Source organism: Oscillibacter acetigenes, from assembly GCF_025567605.1.
GTDB classification, from domain to species: domain Bacteria; phylum Bacillota; class Clostridia; order Oscillospirales; family Oscillospiraceae; genus Oscillibacter; species Oscillibacter welbionis.
In genome coordinates, this window is sequence record NZ_JAOQKG010000002.1 from 515,527 (window position 1) to 531,574 (window position 16,048).

The window sequence follows — 16,048 nt, forward strand, 5'->3', positions numbered from 1 at the left end:
GTCAGCATCGCCACCTTCCCGGTGGCGGAGCCGGAAGAGATGGGCTATCGGGTGCTGGACAACTTCTGTGAGGAGCATATCCAGTAAACGGAGGAGCCGTGTCCGGGCGCTGCCTGGATGCGGCTCTTCTGTCAGGAAGTTCTGTTTGTCATGGGCGCGGAATCATGGTACAATGGCTGTAAGGACAGCCGCTGGATTTCACGGCACGGCGGCCGCGTGACATCTCAATGAACAAGACGGGGAGTGGACCCATTGAAACGATGCTTCATTTTTGCCGCAGGCACCTATTACGGCCTGCGGGAGCGGCCCCAGACAGGGGACCTGGTGCTGGCGGCGGATGCCGGGTATCTGGCCTGCCGCCAGGCGGGGATCACCCCGGATCTGCTGCTGGGAGACTTTGACTCCATGGATCAGCCCGCGGACTTTGACCATGTCCGCCGGGTGCCGGTGGAGAAGGATGACACGGACACCATGCTGGCTGTGAAGACGGGGCTGGAGCAGGGCTGCGGCGAGTTTTACATTTACGGCGGCACCGGCGGCAGGCGGCTGGACCACACCCTGGCCAATCTGCAGACACTGCTGTATCTGCGCCGCCATGGGGCCAGGGGATACCTCTATGACAATGATTTTGTGTGGACGGCTGTGGAGAATGAGACCATCACTGTGGAGCAGACGGTGGAGTGGGGCCTGCTCTCCGTCTTCTGCCTGGGTGCACCGGCCTCCGGCATTGACGAGAAGGGTGTGCAGTATCCCCTCTCCCACGCCTCCCTTTCGGCGGAGTTCCCCCTGGGCGTCAGCAACCACATCATCGAGCCCAAGGCCCGGATCACCGTCCGGAAGGGCGCCCTGATCGTGGGGTGGGAGCTGCCGTCTGGTGGCGTTGTTTCCGAGATAAAATAGCGTGCCGGACAAAGTTCAGTTGCGGCGGCAAGAAAGTTATTGTATAATAGAGACAGCGGAAAGGTCGACCTTTCCGAAAGAACACCGATGACCGTGGGACCAGGGTTGGGCACGGCAGTCAAGGAGGAACTTGCCATGGCAAAATTTACCGTGAACGGCCGGGCCGTGACAGTGGAAAACAACCAGAAGCTGCTCCGCTACCTGCGGGATACCCTGCATCTCACCAGTGTAAAGGACGGCTGCAGCGAGGGCGCCTGCGGCACCTGCACAGTGCTGATCGACGGTAAGCCCACCAAGGCATGCATCCCCCAGACCGATAAGCTGGAGGGCAAGTCCATCGTCACGGTGGAGGGGCTGACCGATTTTGAAAAGCAGGTCTATACCTACGCCTTCGGCATGGCGGGGGCGGTTCAGTGCGGCTTCTGCATCCCCGGTATGGTGATGAGCGCCAAGGGATTGCTGGATATGAATCCCAATCCCACCCGGGAGGAGGCGGCCTACGCCATCCGAAACAATATCTGCCGCTGCACCGGCTATGTGAAGATCATTGATGCGATTCTGCTGGCCGCCGAGCTGTTCCGCAAGGGCGAGGTGCCGCCGGCTCCCGCTGATTGGTCCCTGGGGCAGCGGGTGCCCCGGGTGGACGTGGAGGAGAAGGTCACTGGCACCGGCATCTATCCCGACGACATCTATCTGGACGGCATGATCTACGGCAGCGCCGTCCGGTCCCAATACCCCCGGGCCCGGGTGCTGGCCATCCACACGGAGGAGGCCAGGGCCCTGCCCGGTGTGGTGGGGGTCTTTACGGCGGAGGACATCCCCGGGCAGAACAAGGTGGGCCATTTGGTGAAAGACTGGGACACCATGATCGCCGTGGGGGATATCACCCATTACTTGGGTGACGCCATCTGCCTGGTGGCGGCGGAGACACCGGAGATCCTGGCCCAGGCCAAGGCCCTGGTGAAAGTGGACTATGAGGAGCTGCCCATGGTCCGCAGTCCCCGGGAGGCCATGCTGCCAGACGCTCCCCTGGTCCACCGGACCGGGAACCTGCTGACCCACAAGCACATCCAGCGGGGCAACCCGGCAGAGGCCATCGCCAAATCGAAGCATGTGCTGACCCAGCACTTCTCCACACCCTGGACGGAACACGCCTTCCTGGAGCCGGAGTGCGCCGTGGCCTATCCCGACGGGGACGGGGTCATGATCCTCTCCACAGACCAGGGCGCCTACGACACCCAGCACGAGACCATGGGGATGCTGGGATTGCCGGCGGAAAAAGTGAAGGTCCGCAACTGCCTGGTGGGCGGCGGCTTCGGCGGCAAGGAGGACGTGACGGTCCAGCACCACGCCGCCCTGATCGCGTACCTGACCAAGCGCCCGGTGAAGGTGAAGCTCACCCGGGCGGAGAGCATTCTGATCCACCCCAAGCGTCACCCCATGGAGATGGAGTTCTCCATCGGCTGCGACGAGAACGGCATCATCCAGGGCGTGGCCGCCGAGGTCATCGCCGACACCGGGGCCTACGCCTCTCTGGGCGGGCCGGTGTTGGAGCGGGCCTGCACCCACGCCGCCGGTCCCTACAACTACCAGAATTTTGAGATCGACGGCTGGGCCTATTATACCAACAACCCTCCCGCCGGGGCCTTCCGGGGCTTCGGTGTCACCCAGACCTGCTTCTGCATCGAGAGCCTCTTAAACCAGATGGCGGACATCGTGGGCATTACCCCCTGGGAGATCCGCTACCGCAACGCCATTCGCCCGGGACAGGAGCTGCCCAACGGCCAGATCGTAGACAACTCCACCGGCCTGGTGGAGACGCTGGAGGCGGTGAAGCCCTATGTGGAGAATAACCAGTACGTGGGCCTGGCTTGCGCCATGAAGAACGCCGGCGTGGGCGTGGGCATCCCGGACACCGGCCGGTGCCGCCTGGTGGTGGAGGACGGCAGGCTCCACATCTTTGCCGGTGCCTCCTGCATCGGCCAGGGCCTGGGCACGGTGCTGACACAGATGGTCTACGAGCAGACGGGCATTCCCCGGGACAGGATCGTCTACGAGCGGTCCAACACCTACTGCGCGCCGGACTCCGGCACCACCTCCGGCTCCCGCCAGACGCTGTTCACCGGCGAGGCGGTCCGCCGGGCCTGCCAGGATCTGAAGGAGGCCATGGGGGCCTCCGGCGGTCTGGACGCCCTGAACGGTCAGGAGTTCTATGGCGAATACCTGGGAAAGACGGACCCTCTGGGGGCCCCGGTGCCCAACCCCGTCAGCCACGTGGCCTACGGCTACGCCACCCAGGTGTGCATCCTGGACGACGAGGGGAAAATCCGCCAGATGGTGGCTGCCCACGATGTGGGCAAGGCCGTGAATCCCCTGTCCATCGAGGGGCAGATCGAGGGCGGCGTGGTGATGAGCATGGGCTTTGCCCTGACGGAGCGGTATCCCCTCACGGACTGCAGGCCCACCGCCAAATACGGCACGCTGGGCCTGTTCCGGGCCAACCAGATCCCGGAGATCACCCCCATCATCGTGGAAAAAGCGGGACTGAACGTGGCCTGCGGCGCCATCGGTATCGGCGAGATCACCTCCATCCCCACAGCCCCAGCCATTGCGGACGCCTACTACCGCTACGACGGCAAGTTCCGTACCAGTCTGCCCCTGGAGGGCACGCCTTACAGCCGTAAATAACAAGCGCCGCGGCGGTACTTCCGCCGCGGCCTGTCCGAATCTGCGTTACCCCCGCTCTCGCACTGTCACATGGACGGTGTCTCCGGGCTGCTTCCCGATTTGGGCCCGGATGTCCTTGCGCATCCCCAGGATGTGGCCGGGAGTGCCCATCCGCACCAGGCTCCCCGCGTAGGGGACGCCGTCAAAGGTGGCAGCCACCTTGACTCGGCCCTTACCGAATAGCGCCTGTACGTCATGGGGGAATTCTACATAGGCTCCGTCGATGTCCGGAACTTTCCGGATCACCGCATCGAATTCATAGACGGTTGGATTCATACCTGCTCCTCCGCTTTCAATTCCTCCAGGGCTTGGGCGGTATCCACGTCGCGGAGCTCCTCCGCCGGGACGTCCAGAAGGAGGAGATCCGCCTCGTGCCGCCGGATAACGGTGTTGCCGCCGTGGTCCTCCCGCAGCTCCAGCAGCTCCGGAAAGAACCGGGCAGGGAAGAGGCAGGGATTGCCCCGCACGCCGCCGTGGCCCAGAGCGACGATCTTCTCCGGCCGGGTGCGCCAGCGGTCCACCAGCTCTGCCACGCTCTCACGCCGCAGGAGGGGCTGATCGCTCACCTGGAACAGCACCCCGTCACAGTCCCGCAGAGCCGTCAGGCCCAGTTCGATGGTGTGGCTGATGCCGTAATCCGGGTGGGGATTGTGGATGGCGGCGAAGTGGAACTCCCCGGCCAGCCGCATGACCTCCGGGTATTGAGTCACCACCACGACTTTGTCAAACTTCTCGGCCGGGACGGCTTCCAGCGCCCGGAGGATGAGACTCCTGCCCCGCAGCTGGGCGGCCAGCTTATTTTCCCCAAACCGCCGGGCGTTGCCGGCGGCCATGACCACACAACCGATTTTCGGCTTGTTTTCCACATCCATCACCTCATTTTATCAGTAGTATATCCGCTTTCGCCGTGTCCAGTCAATGGGCGGCGGAACTTTGATCAAAAAAGGAGGCTTGCCTGATGAGCAAAAGCGTCGGCAAAAGCGTCACCCGTGTGGACGCCTATGAAAAAGCCACGGGCCGCGCCAAGTATGTGGCGGACCTGTGCGATCAAAGCGCCCTGGTGGCCAGGATCCTGCACGCCACCATCGCCCACGGCTACGTGAAGTCCATCGACACTACGGAGGCTGAGGCCGTTCCCGGTGTGGTGAAGGTCCTGACTTGCTTCAACGTGCCCGATTACCGCTTCCCCACAGCGGGACACCCCTGGTCCACAGATCCCGCCCACCAGGACGTGGCGGACCGGCTGCTGCTGAACCGTCACGTGCGGTATTACGGCGACGACATCGCCGCCGTCATCGCGGAGAACGAGATAGCTGCCGCTCAGGCCGTCCGGGCGCTGAAGGTGGAGTATGAGGAGCTGCCCTTCGTTCTGGACGTGCAGAAGGCCATGGAGCCGGATGCCCCACAGATCCACGAGGACTGCCCCGGCAATGTTCTGAAGCACACAGATATCCGCAGAGGCGACTATCAGACCGCCATCCAGGAGCCGGGCCTGATCCGGGTGGAGGGCTGGTACGACACCCCCACTGTCCAGCACTGCCACATTGAAAACCACGGCTGCTTCGCCTATGAGGAGGCGGGCCGGGTGGTGGTGGTCACCTCCACCCAGATCCCCCACATCATCCGCCGGGTGGTGGGGCAGGCACTGGGTCTGCCCTGGGGCAAGGTGCGGATCATCAAGCCCTACATCGGCGGCGGCTTTGGCAACAAGCAGGACGCTCTGTACGAGCCTTTGTGCGCCTGGCTCTCCACCCAGGTGGGGGGACGGCTGGTGCATCTGGAGTGCAGCCGGGAGGAGACCTTTGTCTCTAACCGGGTCCGCCACGCCATCCGCACCCACATCATCTCCTACGTCCGGCCGGACGGCACCCTGGTGGCCCGGAAGTTTGAGGCCTGGTCCAACCAGGGGGCCTACGCCTCCCACGGCCACAGCATCGTGGCCAAGGGCATGGGCGCCTTCCCCCAGCTCTACCCCTGCGACAATTTGGAGTGCGACTGCTGGACGGTCTACACCAACCGCCCCGCCGCCGGCGCCATGCGTGGTTATGGGATCCCCCAGGCCATGTGGGCCGGGGAGTGCCACATCGACGATATCTGTCAGGCTATCGGGATGGAGCCTATGGAATTCCGCCGGAAGAATCTGATGCCGGTGGGGTATACCGACGGCTTCTCCAGAAACGAGTTGTACGCCGACACCTTCAACCAGTGCATGGACAAGGGAATGGCGATGCTGGATTACCAGCGGAAATATCGGGAATACCAGAACCAGACTGGCCCTGTCCGTCGGGGCGTGGGCCTTGCGGTGTTCTGGTACAACACGGCTGTGTGGCCCATCTCGCTGGAGTCCTCCTCCTGCCGGATGGTGCTGAACCAGGACGGTTCCCTCCAGTTCCAGACCGGTGAGACGGAGATTGGACAGGGCTGCGACACCGCCTATTCCCAGATGGTGGCGGACGCGGTGGGTATCCCGGTGGAGGACGTCCATGTGGTGTCCACCCAGGACACGGACGTGACGCCCTTCGGCACCGGTGCCTACGCCTCCCGGCAGACGTACATCGGCGGCTTCAGCATCATGCAGACGGCTCAAGCATTGCGGGAGCGGATTCTGCAGATCGCCCACGAGCAGACCCGGATGCCGGTGTCTGTTCTGGATCTGGTGGACGGCAAGATCATCCGCAAGGAGGACGGCCGGGTCCTCAAGACTCTGGGCGAGCTGGCAACGGAGAGCCTCTACTCCCTGGAGCACAGTCAGCACATCACCGCCGAGACCACGGCCCAGATCAAGTCCAACGCCTACTCCTTCGGCTGCTCCTTCGCAGAGGTGGAGGTGGACGTCCCTCTGTGCAAGGTGAAGCTGCTGAATCTGGTCAACGTCCACGACTGCGGCACCCTCATCAACCCGGCGCTGGCAGAGGCCCAGGTCCACGGCGGCATGTCCATGGCCATCGGTTACGGCCTCAGTGAAGAGCTGAAGTTCGACGAGAAGACCGGAAAGCCCCTGAACAACAATCTGCTGGACTACAAGCTGTCCACCTTTATGGACCATCCCACGCTCCAGGCGGCGTTCGTGGAAAACCCGGAGCCCACCTCTCCCTACGGCACCAAGGCCCTGGGCGAGCCCCCGGCCTGTTCGCCGGCGCCGGCCATCCGCAACGCCATCCTGAACGCCACAGGTGTGGCCTTTGACGCATGCCCTATCACGCCCCATGTCCTCTACCGCGGATTCAAAGAGGCTGGGCTGATCGAAGACTAAAGGAGGGAACCACTCATGTATGATATGAAAGCCCTGTATCAGGCGGAGAGCGTTCAGGACGCGGTGGCCCTCCGGGTGGCCCATCCGGATGCCCAGATCATCGCCGGCGGATCCGACGTGCTGGTGCAGATGCGGGAGGGCAAGCGGGCCGGGGTGGAGCTGATCTCCATCTACGGGCTGGATGAACTCCGGGGCGTGACCCTGGAGGCAGACGGCACCCTGCGGATCGGCTCCCTCACCAGCTTTTCCCTCATTACCCGGGATCCCCTGATCCAGAAATACCTCCATGTTTTGGGAGAGGCCGTGGACCAGGTGGGCGGTCCCCAGATCCGCAACATCGGCACCATCGGCGGCAACACCTGTAACGGTGTCACCTCCGCGGACTCCGCCTCCACTCTCCACGCCTACGACGCCATTGTGGAGCTGACGGGACCGGACGGTATCCGCCGCCAGCCCATCCGGGAGTTCTACATCAGGGCAGGCAAGGTGGATATCCGTCCCGGCGAGATCCAAACGGCTATCCTGATCGAAAAAGACAGTTATATTGACACATTTGGCCACTATATAAAGTATGCCATGCGGAATGCCATGGACATCGCCACCCTGGGAACCTCTGTGAACGTCCGCCTTTCCGCCGACAAAAAGACCGTGGAGCGGGCGAGAGTGGCCTTCGGCGTGGCGGGGCCGGTGCCCCTGCGGGCGGCGGCTGCGGAGGAGCTGGCCGCCGGACAGCCGGTGAGCCTGGAGCTGGCGGATCGCTTTGCCCAGGCGGTGAAGGAGGACATCAATCCCCGGGACTCCTGGCGGGCGGCCAAGGATTTCCGGATGCACATCGCGGTGGAGAGCGCCCGGCGGGCGTTCATCGAAGCGGTGAAGCTGGCGGGAGGTGACCTGTGATGGAAAAGCATGTGATGCAGTATCAGACTGTTCACTTCAATCTGAACGGCAAGGACGTGGAACGCACGGTGGACGTGCGGGCCAGCCTGACGGACATGCTCCGCAACGACTTCCGGATGACCTCCGTGAAGAAGGGCTGCGAGGTGGGGGAGTGCGGCGCCTGCAACGTCCTGATCGACGGGGAGGCATACAACTCCTGCATTTATCTGGCCGTGTGGGCGGAGGGCAAGCACATCCGCACCCTGGAAGGGCTGCTGGGCCCTAACGGCGAGCTCAGCGACATCCAGCAGGCCTTTGTGGACGAGGCGGCCATCCAGTGCGGCTTCTGCACGCCGGGCTTTATCCTGACGGCAGTGGAGATCCTGGAGAGCGGCAAGGAGTACACGGACGATGAATTGAGAAAACTCCTCTCCGGCCACCTGTGCCGCTGCACCGGGTATGAGAATATCCTCCGGGCGGTGAAAAAGACCATGTACAAGCGCCTAGGCAAGCCCATGCCGGAGGCGTGAGATCTTCAAAAGCAACCCGGCCGCGCACAGCGGCCGGGTTGCTTTTTGGGGGATGCGCGGCAGAACGGTTTTCTTTTCCCGGGAATTGTGTTATACTGGCACCAGATGAAAAAGGGGAGGGAATGCCATGGCCCGCAAGACCTATACGGAGGAGGACCGGGCCCGGGTGCGGCAGGCTCTGCTGGACACGGGGCTGAATATGGCCGTAAGCAAGGGTCTGAAGGGGCTGCACTTGGCGGAGCTCGCCGCGGCGGTGGGGATTTCCAAGCCCTATTTCTACACGTTTTTTGACTCGCTGGAGGATTTTTCCCTCCAGATGATGGAGGAGCAGCGCTGCCGTCTGCTCCGGCTGCTGGAACAGGAGCTGGCCCGGCCGGAGGGGACCTGGGAGGAGCACGTGGAGTCTTTTTTCCGGACGATCCTCCGCCACCGGGAAAACGGCATCCTGGTGATGACCCAGGGGGAGGAGGCGGATCTGCACAGCCGCCTGACGCCGGAGCGATTCCAGGATTTCCGGCCCGGGCAGCGGGATTTCTTTCTGCGCCTGATGGCGCTGCTGGACATCCGGCAGGAGGACTGCGCCCCTGAGGTGCTGGCGAACCTGGTGTTCTCCTGCCTCCTGATCTATAACTCCGCGCCGGAATCCATGCCATTTCTGTTTCCTTCGCACCTGGAGGAGACGGCGGCGCTGCACGTGAAATTTTTGGTGAACTATCTGGGCTCCCTGCGCAACGCAAAAAAAGACCGCTGATGGGCGGTCTTTTTTTGTGCGCTGATAATTACCCAGTTGCGCAATCCGGTTTCTTTTGGTATGATATCTCATATATTGACCAGATAAAATAAAATGGTCAATATAAAATTGAGATATTAAAGAGGGATTGTCATGGGAATTTTCGGAAAACTCTTCAAGGGACCTGAAATTGACCAGGCCAAAAGCGCGGACAGCAAGCAGAAGATGCGCCGCCTGTTTGACAGCGTGGTGCCCGACGGCGGGCAGTACCAGCTGGTGGCCGCCTATACGGAGGATGCGAAGCGGTTCAACTACGGCCTGGTCCACGGCAGCAAGACTACCTACGGCAGCCTGATCGTGGGCTGGAAGGAGGGGGCGGACCCCACGGTGGTGGTCGTGCCCACAGTTCCGGACCTCTCCGGCTGCGGCGATCCGGAAATCTGCCCCCGTTCCGCAGTCAAAAAGGCCTATCAGAATAAGTACCCCACGGACGCCTTCATCATCTACCCGGATGGGCGTCACTATCTGGCCATCAACACCTTCGAGTGGCTGGAGGATGAGAAGCTGTTCATCTACGTGGACCAGGGACCGGAAGAGCAGGCCTTTGAGACTTTCTTCAAGACCTGTTACGCCACGAAGTGAGGAGCGCGTGCCATGTCGCTTTCCCTGGAGCAGGTCGGTGCCGTCCTGCTGGCCCTGGTGATTCTCTTTGTGGCGGGACACCTCTGGTATGCACTGGTGGAGATGGTGAAGGATGCTATTGCCCGCCGCTTTTTTTCCGGAAAACGGGAGCCCTGGCATCCCCTTCCGCCGGATGAGGGCGATTCCGGCGACGGTCCGCCCGGTACTGTTTGACGGCGGCCTCTTCTTGCGGTATAATAAAACCAACAAGGAGAGGAGGGTTCTCTATGAAAACCATCATCACCATCGGCCGGCAGTTTGGCAGCGGCGGCAAGGAGATCGGCATCCGCGTGGCCAAGGAGCTGGGCATTCCCTTCTATGACAAGGAGCTGCTGCAGGAGGCCGCCAAGAAGAGCGGCCTGTGCGAGAAGATTTTTGAAAACTTCGACGAGCGGCCCAAGAGCCTCCTGTACTCCATCGCCATGGATTCCTATATGTTTGCCCTGCCCGGCAGCGGTGTGGGTGACTCTCTGGAACAACAGGTGTATCTGGCGACTTTCAACACCATCCGGCACATCGCGGACCAAGGGCCCTGCGTTATCATCGGCCGGTGCGCGGACTACGCCCTGGCGGACTATCCCAACCACCTGAGCCTGTTTATCAGCGCACCTCTGGAGGTCCGTATCCAGCGCGTGGCCCAGCGGCAGAACCTCACGCCGGAGAAGGCCCGCCAGCTGATCCTCAAGACCGACAAGCGCCGGGCGTCCTATTACGAGTACTATTCCTCCAAGAAGTGGGGCAGTGTGGACAGTTACCACTTCTGCATCGATTCCAGCTATCTGGGCCTGGGCCGGACCGTGGAGCTGATCCAGGCCATGGTGGCCCACAAGGAGCATCCGATCCCCAGCCCCACGGAGGAGGATCCCACCCGTCCCCGGACGTAAGCGCCGCAAAACACGGAGGGACCGGAGCCGCACAGGCTCCGGTCCCGTTTTCCTGTTCAGAGAGGATAACTCCTGGGCAGGCACGGCGGCTCACGCCGCACCGGGTCATGGCCGATGGTCCAGATCCCGGTAGAAGCGGAAGGCATCCTCGAATTTCCCCTGGGCGTAGGTGCCCACATCGGCGCAGTAGGCCTCATAGGCCGCCAGAAGGCGCTCCGCCTCCGGCGTCAGCACCGCGCCGCCGCCGTGGGCACCTCCGATGGTGGAGGAGAGCAGCTTGCACCCAAACACTGTCTCAGCTGTGCGGATGATACGCCACGCCTTGGAGTAGGCCATTTCCATAGAGGCGGCTCCGGCCCGGAGGGAGTGGTGCTCCCGCACCCGCTGCAGCAGGGTGGCGATGCCGGGGCCGAAGCAGCGCTGGTCATCGTCGCTGTAAATCCGCAGCGTCACTTTCAAATGGAGCTCATTCTGTGCCATAGGGCGCCTCCTCTGTTTCTGTCCCAATCCCCCGCCGGGACCGTCCGGACACCCATCCGGGGCCCGACCTGCCGGGCGAGACCCCAATAGGCTGAGGACAGGGGTGCCGGGGTCCCGGACGGGAGATCATGTCCCTCCGAAGCGATATTCTGCTTCTATCATATCACAGGATTTGCGGTTTGCAAACCTGGAAAAATGTGATACAATCCAATGCAGGGGAGTGACCCGCTCTGTGCGGGAAGGAGGAACTATTATGGAGAAAATCAGACTGGGCCGTACCGGCCTGCTGGTGACCAAGACGGCGTTCGGTGCCCTGCCCATCCAGCGGATTTCCAAGGCGGATGCAGTGAAGCTGGTCCGCCGGGCCTGTGAGGCGGGAATCAACTATTTCGACACCGCGAATATGTACACTGACAGCGAGGAAAAACTGGGAGAGGCCCTCCACGACGTGCGGCAGAACGTGGTGATTTCCACCAAGAGCGGCGGAGGAGACAAAAAGACGGTCCAGGCCCACATTGAGCAGAGCCTCCGCAGCCTGCGGACGGATTACATCGACCTGTTCCAGTTCCACAATCCGGCGGTGCTGCCGGATATCCATGACCCGGACGGGCCCTTTGCCGCCGCACTGGAGGCCAAGCAGAAGGGCTACATCCGCCACATCGGCATCACCAACCATCGGCTGAAGGTGGCCCACGAGGCCATTGAGTCCGGCAATTTTGAGACGCTGCAGTTCCCCTTCTGCTATCTGGCCACGGAGAAGGACCTGGAGCTGGTGGAGCTGTGCCGGGAGCACGACATGGGCTTCATCGCCATGAAGGGCCTCTCCGGCGGCCTGCTGAACAATGCGGAGGCCTGCTACGCCTTTATGCAGGAGCATCCAGACGTGGTGCCCATCTGGGGCATCCAGCATGAGTGGGAGCTGGACCAGTGGCTGGAGCTGACGGAGCGGAATCCCCGCATGACGCCGGAGCTCCAGGCGGTGATCGACCACGACCGGACGGAGCTGTCGGGGGACTTCTGCCGCTCCTGCGGCTACTGCCTGCCCTGCGCCGCCGGCATCGACATCCCCCAGGCGGCCCGGATGGCCCAGCTGCTGCGGCGGGCACCCTACAAGCCCTATCTGAGCGACGAGTGGCGGGAGAAGATGCACCAGATCAAAAACTGCATCCACTGCAACGCCTGCAAGTCCCGCTGTCCCTATGGGCTGGACACCCCGGCCCTGCTGCAGAAGCAGCTGGCGGACTACGACGCGTTTTACGCCGCCCATCACAACGACTGAAAAGGAGAACCCCAGATGCTCTTCCGCAATGAGGAGTCCAGCCTGAGGCTGGATATCGTGAACTATGAATTTCCGCCGGACGGCGGCGACCCCACCAGTGACGACCGGAACTGGCTGGTGCTCCGGGCCACTTGGAACAAGGAGGACGGAGACGTGGTGAAGGATTCCAACAGCTGCCTGCTGACCCACGAGCTCCAGAGCATGAGCGCCGGGCTGAAAGTGCTGAAGGCTGGAATCCGGGATGTGTACGTCAGTGACTTTCAGGAGAACTTTTACTTCTCCGTCGGCGCCCGGGCATTGGGAGACGGGACCTTTGAAGTGGTGGTGTCCTTCTATCTGCCCAACACCATGGACGGGGACGACACCGCTGAGATCACCTGCACCATGGACCAGAAGGAGATGGAGGCGCTGATCGGCGAACTGGACCGGCTCTGCGAAAAATTCCCGGATCGGACCTGAAAAACCCCGGAGCCCCGGTTGGAAAGAAGGTGAACAGGCTTGAACTATAAGACGAGCTATTGGCTGATGCGGATATTGGGCATCGGCGGCATTCTGGTGATGCTGATCGGCGGGATCACCGGCAGAACCGTCATCGGCGTGCTGGGCATCATCTGTGTGCTGGTTGGGACGCTTCAGATGAATTTCTTCTACCACTGCCCCCACTGCAAGCGGGATCTGCCCAAGCGGACCCTGCCCAAAACCTGCCCCTATTGCAAGAAGCCCCTGGACTGAACGGAGGGCGGCCATGGACTACAAGAAGAGTTATACGCTGCTGTGGGTGGGGCTGATTGCCGGATTCGTCCTGATGCTCATCGGCGTGTTTCTGGAGATTGGATGGCTGCTGTGGCCGGGAGCGGTGGTTGTTATGGCGGATGTTCTCCAGACGCTGCTGTTCTTCCGGTGTCCGTACTGCGGCGGACACTGGGATCCCCGGGGCGGCATTCCCCACTACTGCCCGGAGTGTGGGGAGTACATTCGGTAAAAATCCTGTTATACTGGCAAAACAAGGCCGCTCTGCATTTGCAGAGCGGCCTTGCGGCTGTGTGGAACAAGCGGCAGTGTGTTCCATCAGATGAGGGCGCTGCTTCCGCGGCGCCCTCATCTGGCTTTTCGTTTTTTACTTACTCTGCCTTGGGGCCGGCAGCTACCAGAGCCTTGCCCGCCTCGTTGGCGGCATACTTGGAGAAGTTCTTCACAAAGCGAGAGGCCAGATCCTTGGCTTTGGTATCCCACTCGCCGGCGTCCGGGTAGGTGTCCCGGGGGTCCAGGATGGCGGGGTCCACACCGGGAAGAGCGGTGGGCACCTCAAAGTTGAAGTAGGGGATGGTCTTGGTGGGAGCAGTCAGAATAGAGCCGTCCAGAATGGCGTCGATAATGCCGCGGGTATCCTTGATGGAGATGCGCCTGCCGGTGCCGTTCCAGCCGGTGTTCACCAAGTAGGCCTTGGCACCGGACTTCTGCATCTTCTTTACCAGCTCCTCGCCATACTTGGTGGGATGCAGCTCCAGGAAGGCCTGGCCGAAGCAGGCGGAGAAGGTGGGAGTGGGCTCGGTGATGCCCCGCTCGGTGCCGGCCAGCTTGGAGGTGAAGCCGGACAGGAAGTAGTACTGGGTCTGCTCCGGGGTCAGGATGGAAACAGGGGGCAGCACGCCAAAGGCGTCGGCGGACAGGAAGATCACATTCTTGGCGTCGGGTCCGGCGGACACGGGTCGCACGATCTTCTCAATGTGGTCGATGGGATAGGAAACGCGGGTGTTCTCAGTGACGGAGTCGTCGGCGAAGTCGCAGTGGCCGTTCTCGTCCACAGTCACGTTCTCCAGCAGGGCGTTGCGCTTGATGGCGTTGTAGATGTCGGGCTCGGCGTCCTTGTCCAGGTTGATGACCTTGGCGTAGCAGCCGCCCTCAAAGTTGAATACGCCGTTGTCATCCCAGCCGTGCTCGTCGTCGCCGATGAGCAGGCGTTTGGGGTCGGTGGACAGGGTGGTCTTGCCGGTGCCGGACAGGCCGAAGAACAGGGCGGTGTTCTCGCCGTTCATATCAGTATTGGCGGAGCAGTGCATGGAGGCCATACCCTTCAGGGGCAGGTAGTAGTTCATCATGGAGAACATGCCCTTCTTCATCTCGCCGCCGTACCAGGTGTTCAGGATGACCTGCTCCCGGGAGGTGAGGTTGAAGATGGCGGCGGTCTCGGAATTCAGGCCCAGCTCCTGATAGTTCTCCACCTTGGCCTTGGCGGCGTTGTAGGAGATGAAGTCAGGCTCGAAGTTCTCCAGTTCCTCAGCAGAGGGCTGGATGAACATATTCTTGACGAAGTGGGCCTGCCATGCCACCTCCATGATGAAGCGGATGGCCATGCGGGAGTCGTGGTTGGCGCCGCAGAACACATCCATCACAAACAGACGCTTGTTGGACAGCTGCTCCTGCGCCAGCTTCTTGCAGGCATCCCAAGCCTCCTGAGAGGCGGGCTTGTTGTCGTTTTTGAACTCGTCGGAGGTCCACCACACGGTATCCCTGGAGGTGTCGTCCATCACAATGAACTTGTCCTTGGGGGAGCGGCCGGTGTAGATGCCGGTCATGACGTTGACGGCCCCCAGGTCGGTGACCTGTCCCCTGTCATAGCCCTCCAGGCCGGCCTTGGTCTCCTCCTCAAACAGGAACTCATAGGAGGGATTGCGGATAATTTCCGTGGTACCAGTAATACCATATTTACTCAGATCAATGGTTGCCATTTGAATGACCTCGTTTCTGAATAATCTTCCAGCCGGCGCGGCGGAGGGGCATTTTTCGTATCAATATCATACACGGTGCGGGAGATAAAGTCAATCTCCATCCGCCTCCCGCCCCAGCGCGGCGGAGAGGGCCGCGAAGTCCTCAAGCGTCAGCTGTTCCCCCCGGACGGCGGCAGGCAGGCCCATATCGGCGATGGCCTGTTGGATGGATTCCTTGGGAATCCCCGGCAGGGCGGCGGAGAGGCTGTTGGCCAGGGTCTTGCGCCGCAGCAGGAAGCCGCCCCGCATCACTTTGAAGAAAAAGCTCTCGTCCGCTACATCCACGGCGGGCCGCTCCCGCCGGACGCAGCGGATCACGGCGGAGGTCACCTTGGGAGCGGGGAGAAACTTCTCCGGCGGCACGTCGAACAGCAGCTCCGGCTTCATGTAGTACTGGAGGAACAGGGAGAAGGAGCCGCCCTCAGAGGAGCCCTGTGGGGCGCACAGCCGCCGGGCTACCTCCCGCTGGATCATCACCGTGAAGGCAGTAAAGCAGGGGGACTCCACCAGCTTTTCCAGAATGGGAGAGGTGACGTTGTAGGGCAGGTTGGCGCAGACTATAGGCGTGAGGCCCTGGAACTTCTCTGCCGTGATGGCCGTGAGGTCCAGTTTCAGCACGTCCCCCGGCACGACCTCCACATTCGGATAGGGGGCCATGGTCTCCGCCAGCACCGGCAGCAGGGCCCGGTCCAGCTCCACGGCCACCACCTTCCCGGCCCGCTGGGCCAACTCCGCCGTCAGGGGGCCGATGCCCGGGCCGATCTCCAGCACGCCGCAGCCTGCGTCCGCGCCGGAAGCCTCCGCGATCCGGCGGGGCACCTCCGGATCGATCAAAAAGTTCTGTCCCATGGATTTGGAGAAATGGAACCCATGCCGGGCCAGCAGGTCCCGGATGGTGTTGTAGTCACAGAGATTCATACCTGATCCCGCCTTTCTTCAG

The 16,048-nt window shown here is 62.1% G+C and carries 18 protein-coding genes; 13 read left to right on the plus strand and 5 right to left on the minus strand.

Going from position 1 to position 16,048, the window contains the following annotated elements; translation table 11 throughout:
* Positions 1–252 precede the first annotated feature (252 nt).
* Positions 253–900: a thiamine diphosphokinase gene (locus OCV80_RS06365; protein WP_119310712.1), complete on the plus strand. Its 648-nt coding sequence runs from the start codon at positions 253–255 to the stop codon at positions 898–900.
* A gap of 135 nt (positions 901–1,035) precedes the next feature.
* Positions 1,036–3,588 carry a selenium-dependent xanthine dehydrogenase gene (gene xdh, locus OCV80_RS06370; protein WP_256264742.1) on the plus strand — a complete coding sequence of 851 codons (2,553 nt, stop codon included), beginning with the start codon at positions 1,036–1,038 and terminating at the stop codon, positions 3,586–3,588.
* Between the two features lie 45 nt (positions 3,589–3,633).
* Here the strand turns inward: xdh and OCV80_RS06375 are convergent, their stop codons facing one another.
* Positions 3,634–3,903 (minus strand): DUF1905 domain-containing protein, encoded by a 270-nt coding sequence (locus OCV80_RS06375; RefSeq protein WP_021749737.1) that lies wholly within the window; start codon positions 3,901–3,903, stop codon positions 3,634–3,636.
* Entirely contained in the window at positions 3,900–4,493 is a 594-nt protein-coding gene (locus OCV80_RS06380) for a nucleotidyltransferase family protein (protein WP_267288290.1), read from the minus strand. The genes OCV80_RS06375 and OCV80_RS06380 overlap by 4 nt, the downstream gene beginning before the upstream one ends.
* Before the next feature lie 92 nt (positions 4,494–4,585).
* On the opposite strand from OCV80_RS06380, the gene xdhA reads away from it, so the two are divergent.
* The 7 genes from xdhA (at position 4,586) to OCV80_RS06415 (ending at position 10,581) form a co-directional block, all read left to right on the plus strand.
* The gene (gene xdhA, locus OCV80_RS06385) at positions 4,586–6,880 is read left to right on the plus strand and encodes a xanthine dehydrogenase subunit XdhA (protein ID WP_267288291.1); all 2,295 of its coding nucleotides are present in this window, start codon (positions 4,586–4,588) and stop codon (positions 6,878–6,880) included.
* Between the two features lie 15 nt (positions 6,881–6,895).
* Entirely contained in the window at positions 6,896–7,777 is an 882-nt protein-coding gene (gene xdhB, locus OCV80_RS06390) for a xanthine dehydrogenase subunit XdhB (RefSeq protein WP_136891559.1), read from the plus strand.
* Positions 7,777–8,286: a xanthine dehydrogenase subunit XdhC gene (gene xdhC, locus OCV80_RS06395; RefSeq protein WP_021749741.1), complete on the plus strand. Its 510-nt coding sequence runs from the start codon at positions 7,777–7,779 to the stop codon at positions 8,284–8,286. Before xdhB ends, xdhC begins: the two co-directional genes overlap by 1 nt.
* A 127-nt stretch (positions 8,287–8,413) precedes the next feature.
* Positions 8,414–9,037: a TetR/AcrR family transcriptional regulator gene (locus OCV80_RS06400; RefSeq protein ID WP_021749742.1), complete on the plus strand. Its 624-nt coding sequence runs from the start codon at positions 8,414–8,416 to the stop codon at positions 9,035–9,037.
* A gap of 132 nt (positions 9,038–9,169) precedes the next feature.
* Positions 9,170–9,658 (plus strand): hypothetical protein, encoded by a 489-nt coding sequence (locus OCV80_RS06405; RefSeq protein ID WP_021749743.1) that lies wholly within the window; start codon positions 9,170–9,172, stop codon positions 9,656–9,658.
* Between the two features lie 12 nt (positions 9,659–9,670).
* The gene (locus tag OCV80_RS06410; RefSeq protein WP_136891560.1) at positions 9,671–9,871 is read left to right on the plus strand and encodes a hypothetical protein; all 201 of its coding nucleotides are present in this window, start codon (positions 9,671–9,673) and stop codon (positions 9,869–9,871) included.
* 53 nt (positions 9,872–9,924) lie between these two features.
* The gene (locus OCV80_RS06415; protein WP_021749745.1) at positions 9,925–10,581 is read left to right on the plus strand and encodes a cytidylate kinase-like family protein; all 657 of its coding nucleotides are present in this window, start codon (positions 9,925–9,927) and stop codon (positions 10,579–10,581) included.
* 105 nt (positions 10,582–10,686) lie between these two features.
* On the opposite strand, the gene OCV80_RS06420 is transcribed toward OCV80_RS06415, so the two are convergent.
* Entirely contained in the window at positions 10,687–11,061 is a 375-nt protein-coding gene (locus tag OCV80_RS06420) for a winged helix-turn-helix domain-containing protein (protein WP_021749746.1), read from the minus strand.
* A gap of 253 nt (positions 11,062–11,314) precedes the next feature.
* On the opposite strand from OCV80_RS06420, the gene OCV80_RS06425 reads away from it, so the two are divergent.
* The 4 genes from OCV80_RS06425 to OCV80_RS06440 are packed head-to-tail and all read left to right on the plus strand — an operon-like array spanning position 11,315 to position 13,322.
* Positions 11,315–12,340, plus strand: coding sequence for an aldo/keto reductase (locus OCV80_RS06425; protein ID WP_119310717.1), 1,026 nt, complete (start codon positions 11,315–11,317; stop codon positions 12,338–12,340).
* 15 nt (positions 12,341–12,355) lie between these two features.
* The gene (locus OCV80_RS06430) at positions 12,356–12,799 is read left to right on the plus strand and encodes a WapI family immunity protein (RefSeq protein ID WP_021749748.1); all 444 of its coding nucleotides are present in this window, start codon (positions 12,356–12,358) and stop codon (positions 12,797–12,799) included.
* Positions 12,800–12,838: 39 nt separating this feature from the next.
* Complete coding sequence (locus tag OCV80_RS06435; RefSeq protein ID WP_025545071.1) at positions 12,839–13,072, plus strand: hypothetical protein; 234 nt, start codon at positions 12,839–12,841, stop codon at positions 13,070–13,072.
* Positions 13,073–13,085: 13 nt separating this feature from the next.
* Positions 13,086–13,322 carry a hypothetical protein gene (locus tag OCV80_RS06440; protein ID WP_021749750.1) on the plus strand — a complete coding sequence of 79 codons (237 nt, stop codon included), beginning with the start codon at positions 13,086–13,088 and terminating at the stop codon, positions 13,320–13,322.
* 139 nt (positions 13,323–13,461) lie between these two features.
* On the opposite strand, the gene pckA is transcribed toward OCV80_RS06440, so the two are convergent.
* On the minus strand, positions 13,462–15,069 hold the full coding sequence (gene pckA, locus OCV80_RS06445) for a phosphoenolpyruvate carboxykinase (ATP) (protein ID WP_136891561.1): 1,608 nt from the start codon (positions 15,067–15,069) through the stop codon (positions 13,462–13,464).
* A 90-nt stretch (positions 15,070–15,159) separates the two neighbouring features.
* A complete protein-coding gene (gene rsmA / locus OCV80_RS06450) occupies positions 15,160–16,026 on the minus strand; it encodes a 16S rRNA (adenine(1518)-N(6)/adenine(1519)-N(6))-dimethyltransferase RsmA (RefSeq protein WP_136891562.1) in 867 nt (288 codons plus the stop codon).
* Positions 16,027–16,048 lie beyond the last annotated feature (22 nt).

Bases quoted from the DNA above. Each gene is read 5' to 3' on its own strand.
- OCV80_RS06420 (WP_021749746.1), bottom strand. From the start codon at position 11,061: ATGGCACAGAATGAGCTCCATTTGAAAGTGACGCTGCGGATTTACAGC.
- OCV80_RS06440 (WP_021749750.1), top strand. From the start codon at position 13,086: ATGGACTACAAGAAGAGTTATACGCTGCTGTGGGTGGGGCTGATTGCC.
- OCV80_RS06405 (WP_021749743.1), top strand. From the start codon at position 9,170: ATGGGAATTTTCGGAAAACTCTTCAAGGGACCTGAAATTGACCAGGCC.
- OCV80_RS06430 (WP_021749748.1), top strand. From the start codon at position 12,356: ATGCTCTTCCGCAATGAGGAGTCCAGCCTGAGGCTGGATATCGTGAAC.
- OCV80_RS06400 (WP_021749742.1), top strand. From the start codon at position 8,414: ATGGCCCGCAAGACCTATACGGAGGAGGACCGGGCCCGGGTGCGGCAG.
- OCV80_RS06410 (WP_136891560.1), top strand. From the start codon at position 9,671: ATGTCGCTTTCCCTGGAGCAGGTCGGTGCCGTCCTGCTGGCCCTGGTG.
- xdh (WP_256264742.1), top strand. From the start codon at position 1,036: ATGGCAAAATTTACCGTGAACGGCCGGGCCGTGACAGTGGAAAACAAC.
- OCV80_RS06425 (WP_119310717.1), top strand. From the start codon at position 11,315: ATGGAGAAAATCAGACTGGGCCGTACCGGCCTGCTGGTGACCAAGACG.
- xdhA (WP_267288291.1), top strand. From the start codon at position 4,586: ATGAGCAAAAGCGTCGGCAAAAGCGTCACCCGTGTGGACGCCTATGAA.
- pckA (WP_136891561.1), bottom strand. From the start codon at position 15,069: ATGGCAACCATTGATCTGAGTAAATATGGTATTACTGGTACCACGGAA.
- xdhB (WP_136891559.1), top strand. From the start codon at position 6,896: ATGTATGATATGAAAGCCCTGTATCAGGCGGAGAGCGTTCAGGACGCG.
- xdhC (WP_021749741.1), top strand. From the start codon at position 7,777: ATGGAAAAGCATGTGATGCAGTATCAGACTGTTCACTTCAATCTGAAC.
- OCV80_RS06415 (WP_021749745.1), top strand. From the start codon at position 9,925: ATGAAAACCATCATCACCATCGGCCGGCAGTTTGGCAGCGGCGGCAAG.
- OCV80_RS06375 (WP_021749737.1), bottom strand. From the start codon at position 3,903: ATGAATCCAACCGTCTATGAATTCGATGCGGTGATCCGGAAAGTTCCG.
- rsmA (WP_136891562.1), bottom strand. From the start codon at position 16,026: ATGAATCTCTGTGACTACAACACCATCCGGGACCTGCTGGCCCGGCAT.